16 protein-coding genes are annotated in these 16,876 nt (G+C 73.4%); 6 read left to right on the plus strand and 10 right to left on the minus strand.

Annotated elements, in window-relative coordinates; all coding sequences use genetic code 11:
- The first annotated feature begins 134 nt into the window (after positions 1-134).
- A complete protein-coding gene (locus ACY0MR_RS34375) occupies positions 135-1,259 on the plus strand; it encodes an aryl-sulfate sulfotransferase (protein ID WP_473557443.1) in 1,125 nt (374 codons plus the stop codon).
- Positions 1,256-2,644 (plus strand): uracil-xanthine permease family protein, encoded by a 1,389-nt coding sequence (locus tag ACY0MR_RS34380; RefSeq protein WP_473557445.1) that lies wholly within the window; start codon positions 1,256-1,258, stop codon positions 2,642-2,644. The genes ACY0MR_RS34375 and ACY0MR_RS34380 overlap by 4 nt, the downstream gene beginning before the upstream one ends.
- Before the next feature lie 23 nt (positions 2,645-2,667).
- Here ACY0MR_RS34380 and ACY0MR_RS34385 read toward each other — a convergent pair whose 3' ends face one another.
- The 5 genes from ACY0MR_RS34385 to ACY0MR_RS34405 all read right to left on the minus strand — a co-directional run bounded on the left by ACY0MR_RS34385 (position 2,668) and on the right by ACY0MR_RS34405 (position 9,890).
- Positions 2,668-3,216 (minus strand): rhodanese-like domain-containing protein, encoded by a 549-nt coding sequence (locus ACY0MR_RS34385; protein ID WP_473557447.1) that lies wholly within the window; start codon positions 3,214-3,216, stop codon positions 2,668-2,670.
- A gap of 272 nt (positions 3,217-3,488) precedes the next feature.
- Positions 3,489-7,193, minus strand: a complete 3,705-nt coding sequence (locus tag ACY0MR_RS34390; RefSeq protein WP_473557450.1) for a hypothetical protein — start codon at positions 7,191-7,193, stop codon at positions 3,489-3,491.
- 133 nt (positions 7,194-7,326) lie between these two features.
- Entirely contained in the window at positions 7,327-7,767 is a 441-nt protein-coding gene (locus tag ACY0MR_RS34395) for an SRPBCC family protein (protein ID WP_388797763.1), read from the minus strand.
- Positions 7,768-7,893: 126 nt separating this feature from the next.
- The gene (locus ACY0MR_RS34400; protein WP_388797766.1) at positions 7,894-9,150 is read right to left on the minus strand and encodes an NAD(P)/FAD-dependent oxidoreductase; all 1,257 of its coding nucleotides are present in this window, start codon (positions 9,148-9,150) and stop codon (positions 7,894-7,896) included.
- Between the two features lie 167 nt (positions 9,151-9,317).
- Positions 9,318-9,890 (minus strand): GNAT family N-acetyltransferase, encoded by a 573-nt coding sequence (locus ACY0MR_RS34405; protein ID WP_361848167.1) that lies wholly within the window; start codon positions 9,888-9,890, stop codon positions 9,318-9,320.
- A 71-nt stretch (positions 9,891-9,961) separates the two neighbouring features.
- Here ACY0MR_RS34405 and ACY0MR_RS34410 point away from each other — a divergent pair, with 71 nt between their 5' ends.
- Both ACY0MR_RS34410 and ACY0MR_RS34415 read left to right on the plus strand, forming a co-directional pair.
- Positions 9,962-10,132 (plus strand): hypothetical protein, encoded by a 171-nt coding sequence (locus ACY0MR_RS34410; protein ID WP_403311160.1) that lies wholly within the window; start codon positions 9,962-9,964, stop codon positions 10,130-10,132.
- A 90-nt stretch (positions 10,133-10,222) separates the two neighbouring features.
- On the plus strand, positions 10,223-10,714 hold the full coding sequence (locus ACY0MR_RS34415; protein WP_392865687.1) for a hypothetical protein: 492 nt from the start codon (positions 10,223-10,225) through the stop codon (positions 10,712-10,714).
- Between the two features lie 31 nt (positions 10,715-10,745).
- On the opposite strand, the gene ACY0MR_RS34420 is transcribed toward ACY0MR_RS34415, so the two are convergent.
- Positions 10,746-11,279: a GNAT family N-acetyltransferase gene (locus ACY0MR_RS34420; protein ID WP_404084762.1), complete on the minus strand. Its 534-nt coding sequence runs from the start codon at positions 11,277-11,279 to the stop codon at positions 10,746-10,748.
- 68 nt (positions 11,280-11,347) lie between these two features.
- Between ACY0MR_RS34420 and ACY0MR_RS34425 the strand changes: the two genes are divergently transcribed.
- Entirely contained in the window at positions 11,348-11,941 is a 594-nt protein-coding gene (locus ACY0MR_RS34425) for a TetR/AcrR family transcriptional regulator (RefSeq protein ID WP_473557455.1), read from the plus strand.
- 94 nt (positions 11,942-12,035) lie between these two features.
- Here the strand turns inward: ACY0MR_RS34425 and ACY0MR_RS34430 are convergent, their stop codons facing one another.
- The gene (locus tag ACY0MR_RS34430; RefSeq protein ID WP_473557458.1) at positions 12,036-12,320 is read right to left on the minus strand and encodes an antibiotic biosynthesis monooxygenase family protein; all 285 of its coding nucleotides are present in this window, start codon (positions 12,318-12,320) and stop codon (positions 12,036-12,038) included.
- 301 nt (positions 12,321-12,621) lie between these two features.
- Here ACY0MR_RS34430 and ACY0MR_RS34435 point away from each other — a divergent pair, with 301 nt between their 5' ends.
- Complete coding sequence (locus ACY0MR_RS34435; RefSeq protein WP_473557460.1) at positions 12,622-13,512, plus strand: oxygenase MpaB family protein; 891 nt, start codon at positions 12,622-12,624, stop codon at positions 13,510-13,512.
- 87 nt (positions 13,513-13,599) lie between these two features.
- Here ACY0MR_RS34435 and ACY0MR_RS34440 read toward each other — a convergent pair whose 3' ends face one another.
- The 3 genes from ACY0MR_RS34440 to ACY0MR_RS34450 form a co-directional block, all read right to left on the minus strand.
- A complete protein-coding gene (locus ACY0MR_RS34440) occupies positions 13,600-13,905 on the minus strand; it encodes a WhiB family transcriptional regulator (protein ID WP_361848186.1) in 306 nt (101 codons plus the stop codon).
- A 242-nt stretch (positions 13,906-14,147) separates the two neighbouring features.
- Positions 14,148-15,422, minus strand: coding sequence for an MFS transporter (locus ACY0MR_RS34445; RefSeq protein WP_473557464.1), 1,275 nt, complete (start codon positions 15,420-15,422; stop codon positions 14,148-14,150).
- A gap of 484 nt (positions 15,423-15,906) precedes the next feature.
- Complete coding sequence (locus ACY0MR_RS34450; protein ID WP_473557466.1) at positions 15,907-16,779, minus strand: SUKH-3 domain-containing protein; 873 nt, start codon at positions 16,777-16,779, stop codon at positions 15,907-15,909.
- Positions 16,780-16,876: the final 97 nt, after the last annotated feature.

Genomic DNA, 16,876 nt, shown 5'->3' on the forward strand with positions numbered 1-16,876 from the left:
GAAGGCACCCTACGCGGCGCACCGCGAGAACTCGGGAACGGTTTCGTACTCCCGACACACGCCCGTCACAAAACGCTCCTAGTGTCAAAGTCAGTTGTTCTCATCAAAGAAAGTTTGAAGCGAGGAGTGCGCACGTGCCCACCATCGACCAGAACTCACGCCGCCGTCGTCCCGTCGGCCTCATCGCCCTCGACGAGACGGCCGTGTCCGACGGCTACACCCTCTACGCCCCGCTCACCGGAACCGGCGAGGTCTACCTGATCGACCTCCACGGCCATGTCGTCCACCGCTGGGACCTGCCGTACCGTCCCGGCCGCCACGCCCGCCTGCTCGCCGACGGCACCCTCGCCTACAACGGCGTCCTTCCGGGCGAGCGCGCCCTCTTCCCCATGTGGCACAAGTACCGCGGCGGCGTCATGCTCCGCGCCGCGCCCGACGGCACCGTCCTGCGGGAGCACCGCGACCCGCTCCAGCACCACGACGCCCACCACCTCGACGACGGACGCGTCCTCTACACCGCCCTGGAGCCCCTGACCGGCGCCGAGGCCGCCGGCGTGCGGGGCGGTGTGCCCGGCTCCGAGGCCGGGGGCGACACCGTCTGGGCCGACACCATCAAGGAGGTCGGACCGGACGGCGAACTCCTCTGGTCCTGGCGGGCCTCGGAGCACCTCGACCGCGCGTCCTACCCGCTGCACGAGGCCTACGCCCGCGAGCACTGGCCCCTGATCAACAGCGTCACACCCCTGCGGGACGGCAACATCCTGGCCAGCCTCCGCAGCGTCTCGGCGGTCGTCGTCATCAGCCGCGAGACAGGGGAGATCCTCTGGCGCAGCCGTCCCGGCGCGGTCAGCCAGCAGCACGCCCCCACCGAGCTGGAGGACGGCCGGCTGCTCGTCTTCGACAACGGCGTCTTCCGACCGGGAAACGACGTCCCCTACTCCCGCGTGATCGAGATCGACCGGACCAGCGGCGAGATCGAGTGGGAGTACCACGACCCCGCGCGCGAGTTCTTCTTCGCGCCCTTCATGGGGTCGGCGCAGCGCCTGCCGAACGGCAACACCCTCGTCACCGACTCGCCGTCGGGACGGCTCTTCGAAGTGACCAAGGACGGCTACCTCTGCTGGGAGTACGTCGTCCCGCACTTCGCCGGCTACGGCGAACAGGAGGTGCGGGGCCTCTTCCCGTCCGAGCCCAACGCCGTCTTCCGCGCCTACCGGTACACGGCGGCGGACATCCCCTGGCTGGAGGCGACGTCGTGACGAGCACCCCGGAACCCCCGTCCGCCTCCACCCGGAAGCCCGCGCCGGCCGCCGCCCCCGGGGCCGCGGTCGAAGCCGTCGACGCGCCGGTCCCCTGGCGGAGACTGGTGCCGCTCTCCGCCCAGCACGTGCTGGCGATGATCGCCGCCCCCGTCTCCACCGTCTTCCTCGTCGCCGGCACCCTGAAGATGCCGCCCGCCGCGACGGCCTCCCTGCTCAGCGCGGTCCTGCTGTTGTGCGGCGCGGGTGCCCTGCTCCAGTCTCTCGGCGTGTGGCGGATCGGCGGACGCCTCCCGTTCGTCATGCTGCCCGGCGGCGCGGCGACCGCGCTCTTCCTCCAGATCGCCCAGGAGCACGGGGCGGCGACCGCCACCGGAGCCGTCCTCCTGGCCGCCGCACTGCTGCTGGCCGTCCTGCCCCTGTACGCCCGTGTCGTACGGCTCTTCCCGCCCCTGGTCATGGGCGTCACCGTGCTCCTCATCGGGATCGCGATGATCCGGGTCGCGGCCCGGCTCGTCACGGGCCCCGACGGCACCGGCGAGCCCCGCGCCGTACTCCTCGCCGCGCTCACGGTCGCGGCCACCGTCGCCGCGTACGTGTTCCTGCGCGGCGTCTGGCGCCAGACCTCCGTCCTCATCGGCATGGCCGCGGGCACCGTGGTGGCCGTGACCACCGGTCTGGGCTCCTTCGTCCCCGCCGTCGGCAGCGGCTTCGCACTCCCCGCCCTCCTGCCCTTCGGGACACCGCGGTTCGACCTGCTGGCCGCCCTCCCGCTCCTCGTGTTCAGCCTCACCACCCTGGCCGAGATCACCGGACAGACCGTGCTCAACAGCGAGACCGTCGGCCGCGCCCCCGCCCCGGAACGGGACGTCCCCCGCGTCGCCCGGGCCGACGCCGTCGTCTCCCTGGCCGGCGGACTGTTCGGCACGTCCCTCATGGTCACCAGCGCCGAGAACATCGGCATCGGACGGCTCACCGGGGTCCGCAGCCGCTTCGTCACCGCCGGAGCCGGAGCGCTCCTCGTCGTCCTCGGCCTGGCCACCCCCGTGTCCCGGGCCCTGGCCGGCATACCCGAGGCCGTCGTCGGGGGCTCCGCACTCGTCGTCTACGCCGTGATCGCCGTCATGGGCGTCGAGATGCTCCGCCGCGCCGACCTGTCCGGCAGCGGCACGGGCTCGCTGACCGCCGCGCTCGCACTCACCGTGGGACTGCTCCCGCTGCTCACCCCCGACCTGTACGCGGGATTCCCGGGCTGGGCGCGCACCATCCTGGGCAGCGGCGTCGTCGCGGGCACCCTGACCGCCGTCCTCCTCACCCTGCTGCTCGGCCGCTTCGCCCCCGGAAACCGGGAGCCCGCGCCGCCGCACCCCCACGCACGGGAGTGAACTCCCGGACGCGGGGGAGCGCGTCAGCCGTTCGAGGCCGTGCCGCGCCGGTTGAAGGGAAGGCGGCCCAGCACGACCGCCATGCCGCAGGTGTCCGTGACCGCCGAGAACACCAGGCCCCCGGCGACTCCCGCCGACAGCACCTGGAACGCGGGATGGACCAGCAGCCCGAGCACCAGGCCCACCAGGACCAGGGTGCCCGCGGCGAAGCGCACTTGGCGCTCCATCCCCCAGACCCGGCGCACGGCCCCCGGCGGATACTCCAGAGGGTGACCGGCCGAGGCCCATCCCCGCGTGCCGCCGGAGAGGCTCGCCGCCACGAGTCCGTGGGAGGCCAGGGCCGCGACGGCCTTCTCGGACCGGGCGCCGGACGCACAGACCAGCAGCAGCGGCCGGCCCCCGGTGGAGTCCCGCAGCTCCGGCAGCCGTTCCTCGATGCGCTCGAGGGGGACGTTGACGGCGCCGGGCAGCCGCCCGGACGCGAACTCGCCCGGCGTACGGACGTCGACGACGCTCAACTCGGGCAGCCGCGCCTCTGCTTCGCCGACGGTGAGGGAGGGGGATGCGCTCATGACGAACCTGCTCTGGCAGTGACCGGGGACGACCCCGCACCGGGAACGGCGGGGTCCGTGTCCGGGACACTAGACGTCCGCCCCCTCCAAAAGGGGACGACGCCCCCACTGCCACGAGCCCGCCATCCGGCCGCCACACCCCCGCAACACCACGGGGCCGGGCCCCTGGTCCGCGGACGGAACCCCGGTCCGCGGACGGAGCGGCCCGGGCAGGAGGGGGCAGCCGGGTCAGGCCGGTCCCCACCGCGTCTCAGCTTGCCCGCGGCCCCGTGTCACCTACCGCGCCGGACCCGCGACCGCTTGCTCCCCCTCTTCGGCTGGGTCCGCCGGGGTGGGGCCGCGCTCTCCGGGGACGCGGTGACGGGGGCAGGCCCCAGGTTCACGGACACGAGCGCGGTGGCGAGCAGGCCCTGGCTGCTGACCTCGGTCAGTCGTTCGTGAAGCGTCGTCGGGGATGCCAGCAGCCGTCGGTGCGTCGCGGTCTCGGCCAGATCGAGGCCGTAGCCGTAGTAGACCACCACGGTCCGCCGGGTACGGGCCGCCTTGAGCCATTGACCGGAGACGTCCACACGGGCGCGGGCGACGACCGTCCCGTCCTCGTGCTCCAGCACGAGGTCCCGGCCCGTGAGGGTGAGCGTGATGCCGTCGGCCGACGGAACGCTGGCGGCCCGGTCCATCAGACGCCTGAACCCCTTGTCACAGGCCCGATGGATCTGCAGCTCGGTCGACAGCCCGGACGCGAGGGCGGTCACCCCGAGCATGGTGGTGGGTTCGAGGAAGAGCAGCGCGCGGGGGCCAGGGAGGACATGGCGGAGCTCGGGGAGCAGGACGTCGAGGTTGGAGGTGATGCCCAGCGGCGCGTAGGCGGGATCGGTGGACACCGCCGCCTGCCCGTGGCAGGGGGCCGCCTCGTACACGGCGCGCACCGCCGGATCGGCGAGGAGGTCGGCGCCGGCGGCGGAGACGATCTCCTCGCTCTCCGCCTGGTGCCTGCGGTGCACGACTGCCCCGCCGAGCACCGCGAGCCGCGGGGCAAGTCCTTGGTAGAGCCGCTCCCACACGTTGTCCGGATCATGGGGCTCGGTGAACGTCTTGTCGGTCAGATGCCTCATCAGGTCCATGGGCGCGGAGGACACGGAGTCGGTGCTGAAGGCCCGCCACATTCCATGCACCACCCGCAGCAGGACGAGGCGTGCCTGATCCGTGGGGACCTCAGGCGCCGGGTTCTCGTCGACCCCCGTCTCTTCCAGCAGCCGCCCCAGGAATGCGACCGCTCGCTCGTTCCCGGTCGTGACCCACTTCCACGCGGCGGCCAGGCCGGCGTTGTGCACGAGGTGCTGGACGGAGAAGCCGTGCAGGGTCCGGGGACCGCAGTAGGGGAGGAAGTCGGTGAGCGCCGCATCGGCGGCCTGCCATTTCTCCTGCTGGACGAGGGACTCGACGAGCAGGCGCCGCAACTCTGCCGCCGACTTGGTCCAGGGCTCGGACACGGCGGCGAGGGCGGCGGACGCGGCCTGTTCGGCGAGCTCGTCCTCGCCCGCGCTCAGAAGGTCCGAGATGTCGGTGAGATCGCGCAGCGCCCGGGTGACCTCGGTTCCCGGAGCGGTGTCGGTCACCGGGACGAAGCCCTGGAGCAGCTGGGCGAGCCCGTCGTGCGGGGCCGCGTGGAGCTGCGTCTGGAGGACCAGGACCGCGTTGGCGGCGAGGTCGACCGCGTGCGGATCGAGCGGGACCGGCAGGGTGAGGAGGTAGGACAGCACGCGGTCGAGCCGTTCCTCGATGAGATCGGCCGCGTCGACGGGCTCACGCAGCTGCACGATGTGGGCCAGCAGGACGTCGACCTGCGCGGCCACGCCGTCATCGGGACGGCCCGCCTGCTCCAGCCGGACCAGCTCCTCCTCCAGCAGCCGCTGCGCGGGCTCGTACCGTCCGTGGGAGAGGTGGAAGGCCGCCAGGTTACCCATGAGCAGACACGTGTGCAGGTCGGCGATCCCGGCGTCCTCGACGTGCCCGACCAGGGCGGTCACATGCTGGGCGAGTTCCCAGGAGCGCTCGGCCTCGCCCGTCTCGATCGCGCCCAGCAGCCACTTGTCGGTGTGGGCGGCGACCTGCGGCAGCGCCGTCGCGGCGATCCCCGACAGGTCCAGGTGCCGCGCGAGGACGACCTGCAGCACCGAGTTCATCGACACGGTGTCCTCGCTCCCCGGGAAGGCCTCCGTGCGCACCGGCAGCGGATCGTCGTAGCGCACCAGGGATACGTTCGTGAGCTCGCGGAAGACCTCGCGGACGGGATGCTCGGCCTCGTCCAGGAACAGCCTGCCGGGAGACGGCGGCAGCTGCTCGACGCCGACGACCGCGGAGGCGAGGGCGAGATGCACGGGGATCCGGCGCGGAGCCAGCCAGCACAGGGCAGCGAGGGTGGACAGGGTGGGTTCCACAAGCCCCTTGGTCCGCGCGCTCGCGACCAGACGCTCGACGCTCAGGGCCACCGCGGCGGCAAGGGTGCGGGGATAGCCGTACGGCACGGAGTCCTCGTCGTCCGCCGCCCGCTGCAGGAGCGTGTCCGCATAGGCGTCGAGCCGCTGCACGCCGATTCCGCAGCCCAGCAGGTAACCGCACGCCACCTCGATGGCCAGCGGCCACCGCTCCAGTGCCTCCGCCAGACGGGACACCACCTCCGCATGCCGGGCCGCGTCGTCCTCCGTCAGCTCGAGACGCAGCCGCAGCAACTCGACCGCCTGGTCGTCGCTCAGCGCACCGATCTCGACGCGTCCCCGCGCATGACGCCAGTTGCCTCCGAGCGAGGTGACGACGACCGCGCCCCGGCCCAGTCCCGGCAGCCACGGGCGGGTGGACTTCGCCGTCGCGTCGTCGAACACCATCAGCCAAGGCCCCGGCAGGGCCTGCAGCAGGGCGTGCACCCGCTCGCGGACCAGCCGGGGATCGGTCACCTCGACCGGCCCCGCGATCCCCGTCAGATGACCGAGGATCCGGGCGAAGGACGCGGTGAGCGCCTCCTCCGTCTCCGCCTCGACCCAGAAGACCGTGTCGTAACGATAGGCGTGCTCCGCCACGTAGGCCGCGGCCAGACTCGACTTGCCCAGGCCCGACAAGCCGGTGACCACACACACCGGAACGCCGCTGGAGCCGTCCGTACCGCCGGAGACGACCGCGTCGATCTCGGCGACCAGATCCGCCCTCGACACCTCGGGGATCCGCGGCATCGGGCCGTACACGAGACCGAAGTCCTGACGGCCCACTGCGGCGATCAGCTGCTCGTCCTCGGCGAGCGCCAGACTCCGGAAGTCCTCGACGTCCCACTCGGCCAGGCCCGGATCGGTCGCGCGCCGCATGACCTCGGCCACCAGGTACCCCAGCACGAAGCCGCCCACCCGGGCGGACAGCCCGCGCCCGCTCCGCTCGCGCCGGACGCGCAGCGCGTCGTTGAGGTCCTGGCGCAGCTGCGCCTCGCTGCGCGCGTCGAACTCGACCATCGCGCGCCCCAACCGCTCCCACTGCCCGGGCGTCAGCGCCTCGCACAGGGCCCAGGTGGCCGGGGCGCGCCGGAGGAGGTCCTCCAGCTCCCCTCGCAGAGCCGGTACGTCACCGCGGTGGAGCCGGAGCAGCTCGGCCAGTCTCAGACAGCTCTCGTTGGGGGAGGCGGACGTGATCAGGCGGTAGGCGACGGAGTCGAACCCGGTGATCAGATGCAGCAGCACCGCCAGGGCGTCCCGCGCCCGGACCACACGCGTCGGCCCGGCGCTCTTGACCTGCACCGCCACCAGAGAACGCCCCTCGGCGTCGATCAGATCGAAGTCGACGCAGTCGACCTGTCGCACGGACGTCGCCCCGGCCGGGCCCTCCACCCGGCACGCCGCCACGTCCCCCGTGGCGAGCCCGGTGAGGAGCGCCTCCACCGTGCGCAAGTACTGGTACTGAAACCCGCGAGCAGCGACCCGGCCACCGTCGAGCGTCATGTGTGCCTCCCCCTGAAGCTGTTCCACCGTCAGGATAGAGAGACCCACTGACAACGCCCCGGCGTACGTGCCCACCGCTCATCGCCGACGGACCTCCTCACCGGCCTCGCGGCTCACGCGACCGGCTCCGCCGTCACGCGCGGTGCTGTGTGGCCGCCGTCGGGAGGCGTTCGGCGACCTCGTCGCCCAGGCGTTCGAACTCGGACCTCAGGAAGGGGCCGGCGAGCCGGGCCAGGCCCTTGAACCGCAGCGACGCCCGGTAGTTCAGGCGGGTGACCGACGGGGACGCGGCCTCGAAGGAGAGGTCGTCGGTGGCGGTCACCGTCTTGTTCTCGCCGACGAACATGAGGCGCGACGGCTCCCGCTCCACGAGCCGGTACTCCAGCTCCGTGGTGCGGCCGCGGAACCGGGAGGTGTTGCGCCAGCGGGCACCGGGCCGTACGGGTCCCTCGTCCAGTCGCACGCACCGTACGGTCCCGGGATCCCACTCCTCCGTGCGGCTGAAGTCCTCCAGATAGGCGACGAGCTCGTCCAGCGGGAGCCCCACCACGAAGCTCCGTTCCACCGTGATCACCGTATGACCTCCGCCTTCTCGCGACCGTGACCGTCCCGGACGGGCGCCTGCCCCCGACGCCTGCCCCGAACCGCTTCCCCGTCCGGCCCCGGTACGGATGCACCCCGCGGGGGTCCCGGCCGGGCGCTACCGCGCCCCTCCGCGCCTCAGGTCGGCCAGCACCTCCCGCGCCGCCCGGGTGCCCGAGGCGAGGGCTCCCTGGAGCGAACCGGTGGCCCGGTGGTCACCGCACACGTACCGGCCCGGCCCGACCCGGCTGGTCCGGGACAGCGGGTGGGGCGCGGGCATGGCGGGCAGGGCGTCGTGGACGGTGACGCGGTGGACGAGCTCCCACGCCCCCGTGTCCGTCCCGTACACCTCGCCCAGGGCGCGGACCACGGCGTCCACGGCCGCGGTGTCGGGCGCGCCGAGGACCGAGGTGGAGACCAGCGCCCTGCCGTCGGTGGAGTACCCGGGGTGGACGGCGGTGAGGACGCAGCTGTTCAGGAACCGGCGCCGCGAGTCGACCACGAGGACGGGTTCGGCCAGCGGCGGCTGTGCCGCCGCGTGGTAGAGCGTGGTGACGGTCCGGCCGCGCGGGACGTCGAACCCCGGCAGCAGCTCGCCGGCCGCCCGCTGGCCGGTCGCCACGACGACGGTGGGGGAGCGGACCTCCTCCCCGTCGGCGAGTGCGACGCCCTGCGGAGTGAGGGCCGCGACCGGGGTCCCGGTGCGCAGCACGCCGGGGCGCAGGCGGGAGGCCAGCTGGGCGGGTACGGCTCCGATGCCGTCCGCGGGGAGGCACAGCGTGCCGCGCAGCATGCTCCGCCACACGAAGTGGAAGAACCGGGCCGACGTCTCCAGGTCGTCCTCCAGGAACACCCCGGACAGGAAGGGCCGGAAGAACGTCTCCACGAGTTCGGGGGAGACGCCCGCGGCGGCGAGCGCCGTGAGGGTCGTGGTGTCGGGCCGGGCCCGCAGCCGTCCGGCCGGGGCGAGCACGTCGCGCGCCGTCAGCGCGCTCAGGGCGAGCAGGTCGCGCCCGGACGCCAGCCGCCCGGGCAGCAGGTCGGCGCTCTCGCGGAAGCGGCGACTGGGGTCGGTGAACCGGCGCATCCCGTCCTCGGTCTGCACCAGGACTCCGGGCGTGAACGGCCGCAGCCGCAGTGCCCGCAGGTCGAGGCGCCTCTTCACCTGCGGATAGGACGTGTTGAAGACCTGGAACCCCCGGTCGACGGTGAAACCCGCGACCCGGTCCGTGCGCATGCGCCCGCCCACGGTCTCGTCGGCCTCCAGCAGCCGCACCCGCAGCCCGCCGGCCCCGAGGTCCGCCGCGCAGGCGAGCCCGGCGGCCCCGGCCCCGACCACCGTCACGTCGTACCGCTCGTCGTCCGTCGTCCCCATGCAGACCGTCACTCCTCGTCCCTCGTACCGGACTTGCCGCCGGCGGCCCGGGACCGCCCGCGGGCCGCCACGTTACGCCGGGCGGGCCGCCCCCCGATCCGGGGCGCGCCGCGCGGAGCGGGTCGGCCGGCGGCCCCGCACGGCCGCGGGCGTCTCCGGGCGGCGGGTCAGCGCAGGTCGAGCCGCATCAGCACCCGGGGGTGTCCGGCCAGCACCGAGGTCGTGTCGGCCGCGTGGACGAATCCGGCCCGTTCGAAGTTCTTGCGGAGCCCCGGGTACGCCATCGTCAGATCGACCTTGGCGTCGCCGCTGTCGAGCGGGTACGCCTCGACGGCCGGCGCACCGTGGGCGCGGGCGAACTCGACCGCGCCGTCGATCAGGACGTGCGAGATCCCCTGCTTGCGATGGCCGGGGCGCACGCGGACGCACCACAGGGACCAGACCGGCAGGTCGTCCACGTACGGGATCTTCCGGCTGCGGGCGAAGGACGTATCGGACCGGGGTGCCACGGCGGCCCAGCCGACCGGCTCGTCACCGTCGTAGGCGAGCACACCCGGCGGGGGCTCCTTGCGGCAGAGGTCGGCGACGTACTCCCCGCGGGCCGGCCCACGCAGCTCGTTGTTGAGCTTGGACGGGATCCGGTAGCTGAGACACCAGCAGACCGTGGCCCCGGGCGACTTCGGGCCGACGAGGGCGCGGACGTCCTCGAAGTCGGAGGCCGGGCGAACCGAGATCGTCATGGGACCACGATGCCACGGCGCACCGGGCGCGCGCCGCTGCGCCTTGTAGGGTGCTCGTCGAGGGGGCGGGTATGGACCAGCGGGAGTGGGACGACGACAGCGCGTACCGGTCGGCCGTCCGGCGGACGCGGATCACCATGGCCTTCGCCCTGGTGGCGACGCTGCTGCTGCTCGGGGGCGTGGCCGTCGCCGTCTTCGGGATGTCGCTGCTCCTGGACCTCCTGGACTCCCTCAGTCGGTGAGGGATCTCCCGGAGATCTCCCGGAGAGGGCCCCTGACCTGGGAGGAAACCCGGTCGCGACCGGCTCGGCCGGTGGGATACAACGGACCGCATGACGGTCTTCCTCTGCGCGAAGTGCGGCACCGCACTCACCCCGGACCTCCGCCGGCTGCCCGACGTCCCGGACGTCTCCACGCACGAGAAGGACCGCGGCGGGAACCGGCTCGCGCCGTCGACCGTTCCGCGCGGCTGCTACGCCGTCGACCCGGAACCCTGGGGCGCCCCGTTCACGACGGCGGAGGCAGGCGCCACCGCGGTGCGGGCCGGTCGCGCGCTGCTCATGCCGCCCGACCTGACGGGCACGGTGCCCGCCGGTCCCCGGGACTCGGTGATCGTCCATCCGGAGGACGTGCCGACCCTGCGGCTGTCCGGGTCCCTGGGAGTCCACCACGGCTGCTGCGGCCCGCTGGGCACCGGAGGCCGCAACATGTCGTGCGCGTGCGGTGCCCGGGTGGCCACCCTGGCCGCGGACTGCATGGGCCCCTACGAGCTGCACCTCGACCCCCTGCGGACGTACGGCCTAGCGGCCGGCGTCCCGATGTGAGCAGCCGGCAGCGGCACACGGCGGCCGTCGGTCAGGCGGCGGCGTCTCCGGTCGCGGCGGACAGGTCGAGCGTCCAGTTCTGACCGACGAGGTCGCGGCCGAAACTGTGGTGGGGCTCCTCGTCGACGAGGGCGAAGCCGAAGCCCCGGTAGATCCTCCGTGCCGCCGTCAGGACGTCGTTGGTCCAGAGCGTCACCTGCTCGTACCCGGCCGCGCGCGCGAAGGCGAGGCACTCCTCGACCAGCCGTGTGCCGAGGCGCATGCCCCGGCCCTCGGGGGTCACGAGCAGGATCCGGAGCCTGGCCACGTCCGGCCGGTCGCCCGCGACGAGGAAGACGCAGCCGACGCGGCGGCCGTCGACCTCGGCGATCCAGCCGGCCTCGCGGGCCGGATCGTGCCCGGAGCCGTAGCCGGCGACGATCCCGGCGACCAGGGCCTCGAACTCGACGTTCCAGCCGAACTGCGCCTCGTACGCCTCGCCGTGGGCCATCACCGCCCAGCCCAGGTCCCCGGGACGGTCGGCGCGACGGATCACGGCCCGCTGGTTCTTCTCTTGCTCCGGCATGAGCTCTCTCCCGACCCCCGTGATCGATCGACCTTCACTGAAACAGTCGTTTCAGTTAGGCTAGCCGCATGACTCCGGAAGCGCCAACCCCCTCCGCCCGACAGAACGAGCTCCTGGAAGCGGCGTACCGGTACGCACTCGCCCACGGCCTCGCCGACCTGTCGCTCCGGCCGCTCGCCGAGGCCATCGGCTCCAGTCCCCGGGTCCTGCTCTACCTCTTCGACAGCAAGGACGGCCTGGTACGCGCGCTGCTGGCCCGGGCCCGCGCCGACGAACTGGCCCTCCTGAAACCGGCCGGTCGTCCCGACCACCCCGCCGGGCTGGCATCGGCCGTCGAACGGATCTGGACCTGGCTCGCCGCCGAGGAGCACCGGCCGCTGCTGCGCCTGTGGGCCGAGGCGTACGCGCGCTCCCTCACCCGGCCCCACGGGCCGTGGGCCGGTTTCGCCCGCGCGACGGTCGAGGACTGGCTCGGCGTCCTGGCCGGCTTCCAGCCACCGTCGGAACGGGACAGCGAGGCCGGAGCCGTCCGCCGCACCCTGGCCCTGGCCGTCCTCCGCGGAGCCCTCCTCGACCTCCTCGCCACGGACGACGAGCGACGCCTCGACGCGGCTCTCGCGCACCAGCTCGCCCTGCTGCGCGCCGAGGAGGAGAGCGGCTGACGGCCGGGAGCCAGGGCAGGGGTACGCGCGGGGGCGACGCCTTCGCGGGGGGCCGCGCGGAGCAGCCCACCCCGGGACGTCGGCACCGCGGCCGCTATCCCGCGGCCACCACCGGGCCCGCTGTCACCTGAGGGGCGTGGGGGAGAAGGGGCGCGAGGTTCTCCCGTACGAAGTCCGCGGCCGCCCTGACCGATGCCTCGGCCCCGGCCCGGTCCTCGAAGACGCTGGTGGAGACCATCACTCCGTCCCCGGCGTCCACCCAGTAGTACGCCACGAATCCGGGGACGCGACGCACCAGGGGAACGAACCCCTCGTCCACCCGCCGCCCCGCCTCGGCGGCGTCGGTCACTCCTTCGTAGCGTCTCATCACTGCGTACACGGCCGGACTCCTCGTGTTCTCGGGGGTGTGCGCGAAGCGACATACCCGCGTCGAGTGCCTTCCGCGCGGGTCGCGCCCGGACATGCCCTGGATAGCGCACGGCCGCCCCGTGGCGGGGTTGCCCAGACGCGGAGGGGCCGCGGGTCCTGTGCGGCCCTGGTCTGCCTCGCGCTCTCCTGTCCCGCTGCCGGGTCCACCGGCGTACCGCGCATGCGCGACGAGCCCCCGGAGCGTCGACTCGCGGCGGTCGTTCGGCCCACGCGGGCCTGCCCTTCCGGTGGGTGCGCGCGAGGATGGAGGGGTGAACACGTCGGAGAGGTCGGGGCCCGGGCTGCGGGAGCGGATCGGGACCAGCCTGTTCAGCCATGTCGCCGGGCCCACCGGGCCGGCGAACCGGGCCCGCATCCACGGTGCCCCCGGCCCTCGCTGGTTCGGGCCCGAGCGGCCCATCCGTACCGTCCACGGCGACGCTTCCATGTTCATCGGAGGGCTGAGCGCGCTCCTCCTGCAGTCCCTGCACCCGCGGGCCATGGCCGCGGTGGCCGGACACTCCGGCTTCCGGGGCGACCCCTGGGGACGCCTCCAGCGGACCAGCACCTTCCTCGCGTACACGACGTACGGCACGGCCGAGGACGCCCAGCGGGCCGTGGACCGCGTCCGCGCCGTGCACGAGGGCATCAGGGGGACCACCCCGACCGGCGAGCCCTACCACGCGGCCGACCCCCACCTGCTGTGCTGGGTGCACGTCGCCGAGGTGGACAGCTTTCTGCGCGCGCACCAGCGGTTCGGATCCCACCCGCTGGACGGCGCCGGGTGCGACGGGTACATCGCCGACGCCGCGCGGGTCGCCCGCGCCCTCGGCGTCCCCGATCCGCCGTGCGACCGCGCCGCGCTCGCCGTCCGACTGGCGAGCTACCGCCCCGCGCTGCGCGCCACGCCGCAGGCCCGTGACGCGGCCCGCTTCGTCCTGCGGGAACCCCCGCTGCCGTGGCCGGCCCGGGGCCCGTACGCGGTCCTGGCCTCGAACGCGGTCCGGCTCCTGCCGCCGTGGGCCCGCTCGCTGCTGGATCTCCACACGGCCCCGTATCTGCCGGACGGCCTCGTACGACTCTCCGGCCAGGCGCTGACCGGGTCCATCCGCTGGGCGATGGGCTCCCTGCCACCCCGCACGTCGCCCACCCCGCCCCGCTGACGCGCGGTCCCCCGCGGCAGGGCCGTGCCCCTCAGGCCGGGCGGACCCGGTTTCCCACCGGTGGTCCCGCGGCCGGGCTCCTTCCGGTCACGCGGAGGCGCGACTCGACGCCGCAGCCGCCCCCGCGCCGCGCTGCCGCCTGGCCGCGTCCAGGAGCCGCGCCCAGGACTCCACCGTGGGCCGGCGCTTCAGCAGCGCCCGACGCTCCCGTTCCGTCATCCCGCCCCAGACACCGTGCTCGATCCGGCGGTCCAGCGCGTGCGCCAGACACTCGGCCTTCACCGGGCAGCCGGTGCACAGCGCCTTCGCCCGGTTCTGCGCCGCTCCCTCGACGAACAGTTCGTCCGCGTCCACCGTCCGGCACAACGCCGACACCATCCAGCGCTCGTCCATGTTCCCCCGCCCCGACCCCGCACCGCCTCTTCGGTGGGCGGCGCTGACAGAGCAGGGACGCTACGGAGGCATGTGCCAGCGGTCTACAGCTCGCCCCGCGCTTCCCCCTTTCGAGTGACAAGCGCAGACGGACCCCGGCCACCTCCCACAGGCATCCGGCCAACAGGGCGCCGATCCCGCCGCCTTGGGGCCGCCGGAGGGGCCCGCCCGCGCCGACGTGTCGCCCGGGGGAGGGAGGACCGTCATCCTCCGGGCGCCTCCCGTACGCGTACCGGCGCGTCGCCGTCCTGGCCGACGGGCTCCGGCCAGGTGTCCCGGCGTACGAAGTGGAGCCGGACCACCAGGACCGTGACCGCGGCGACGACACCCCCGAGCGTCATGACCGCGGCGGGCGAGGTGCGGTCGACGACGCCGCCCGCGAGCCACGCGCCCAGCGCGATGGTCGCCTGGAAGGAAGCGGTGAAGAGCACGGACGCCGCCTCGGGAGCCTGCGGTGCCGCCTTCGCGAACCACGTCTGGGAGCAGACGGGCACGGCCCCGTAGCCGACGCCCCACACGACGAGCAGGACCAGGGCGCCGGCGGGCCGGTTCCCCAGGACGGGAAGCAGCAGGGTGCCGGCCGCGATGAGCACACCGGCCAGGGCGAGTACGAGCCGGGGACGGCGGACGACGTACGCACCGCCCAGGAAGTTGCCGACGACTCCGGCCGCCCCGTAGACCAGCAGGAAGAGGGTGACCGTCCCGGCCCCGACGCCGGTGGTCCGTTCCAGGAACGGCGTGACGTAGGTGTACGTCCCGAAGTGCGCCAGGACGATCAGGAACGTCACGAGCAGGGCGAACCGGGTGTGGACGCCCTTCAGCAGGGCGCGGAGCACGTCCGGGCGGGTCGCCTTGAGGGGCGGCAGCGGCGGCATCACCAGGGCGAGCAGCACGAGGACGGCGAAACTGAGAACACCCGTCAGGGCGAAGGCCGTCCGCCAGCCGACGAGATCACCGACGAGGGTTCCTGCCGGGACTCCGAGGACGGAGCCGAGCGGAACGGCCGAGAAGATCACCGCCGTCGCCCGGCCGACGGACCCGGCGGGTACGAGACGCTCGGCCAGGCCGGCGCTGATGGACCAGAAGCCGCCGATGACCACGCCGACGACGATCCGGGAGACCAGCACGAGCCAGTACCCCGGCGCCACGGCGGCCATGACGTTCGCCAGCGCCAGCAACAGCAGGAACACGCACAGCATCAGACGGCGGTCGACGCCCGCGAACGCCGTCGTGACCACGGGTGCGGAGAGGGCCGCGAGGAGACCGGGCATGGCCATCATGAGCCCCGCCGTTCCGTCGGACACGGCGAATCCGGCACCGATCCGGGTCAGCAGACCGATCGGCAGGATCTCCGTGGTGACGATCAGGAAGATCCCGAGCATGACCGCGACGACGGCCGGCCACCCGCCGGCCGGGGCGCGACCGGGCGGTCCGCTTCCGCCGGTGTCGGGTGCGGTGGCGAGGCGCGTCGAGGTCATGGATTCCGTCCTGGGGTGAGGGTGTGCCGTACGGAATCGATCCAACAGGCGTCGCGCGCAGGAAGCTGGCAGCTAAACGACGCGACCGTTCCCCGCGGTGCGGGGGTGCGTGCGATGCGAGATCGGGGGGTGTGGACGGTGGCATCGAGGGCAGGTGGGGAGTGAGCGCGTGGGACCGCTCAGGATAGGCAGGGTCGGTCGGACACCCCTTCCGACGGACCCTTGGATGGTGGAACGGCCCGCACCGGGTGGTGGTGCGGGCCGTTCGTCCTGGGCCGGGCGGCGGTCCCGCCGTACGTCCTGTGCCGGTTGGTCGTCCGGCCGTTCGTCGTGAGTCTGTGAGGGAGAGGGACACGACGCGAGCGTGCGGAGCTCGCGGCGGCGGGGACACGCTCGCGTCTCGTCACCAGACGACCCCTCGGGGGCCGTCCTTCCTTGTGGCGTGCCACCTCGGACACCGACGCGCGGCACGCCACGCCGCTCCTCACCCCTGGCCGTACGACCCCGGGCTCCTGCCGCCGCGAGGATCGACGTCAAGCCTGCGGACCGGCATCACCCCGAGGACGAGGTTCTCCAGAGCCTCGGGCATCCGGCCGAACCGGGCCGGTCGACCCGTCAGCGCGTAGAGTTCACCCCGCTCGTCCAGCCCCAGGAACGCATGACCGTGCCCGAGTTCCCCCACGGGACAGAGGCAGCGGCGCGTCTCCTCGCCGTACTCGGCGAATCTCTCGCTCTCGCCCAGCGCGAGCAGCGGGTCGAGATCGAACGCCTCGCGTGCCCTGGTGATCCCGGATCCGTGACTGCCGACCGTCAGTCCACCGAACTCGCGCAGGAATCCCTCGGCGGCAGTGTGCAGACGAAAGCCGTCCGCTTCCAGCTGTTCCCGCCACACCGTCGTGTCGATGCTGCGTCCCGGATGCCAGCCGGCACGACGCAGCACATCGTCCACCTCTGTCGTCCGGACGTACGGCCGCTCGCGCGGCGACCCCGCCCGCTCACGGATCAGTCCAGCCGCGTACGCGACCGCCTCGGCGGGATCGGCCGTCTCGAAGGTGACAGGGCCGCCACGATCCGAGCGGCTCACGACCGCGTAGGTGTCCGGCCGGGCGAACAGCGCAGGCAGCGGCTCGTGTCCCCAGTCCTCCCAGCTGTCCGACGCCGACAGACTCAGCTGCCGCATCGAGATCCACGGATGCATCGCGCCGAGGAACGGTTCGCACCTGGCTGCCCGGAGCAACGACCCGAGGGAGGGAGCGGCCCCCTGTCCCTCGGCCGAGTGAGGGCGATGTGCCTCCAGCAGCTCCGCCCAGGCTTCCGTGTGACCGCGCATCACGCCTTCGGGTTTCTCGGATCCCATGGGCAGACGATGTGACACGTGTGCCGCGTCCGTCAACAAGGTTGTGGGACGGCGCAAGGGGACGCACCGCGCGAACGGGACGTTGGCGGGTGCCGGC

The sequence above is a fragment of the Streptomyces sp. JN8 genome, assembly GCF_055808075.1.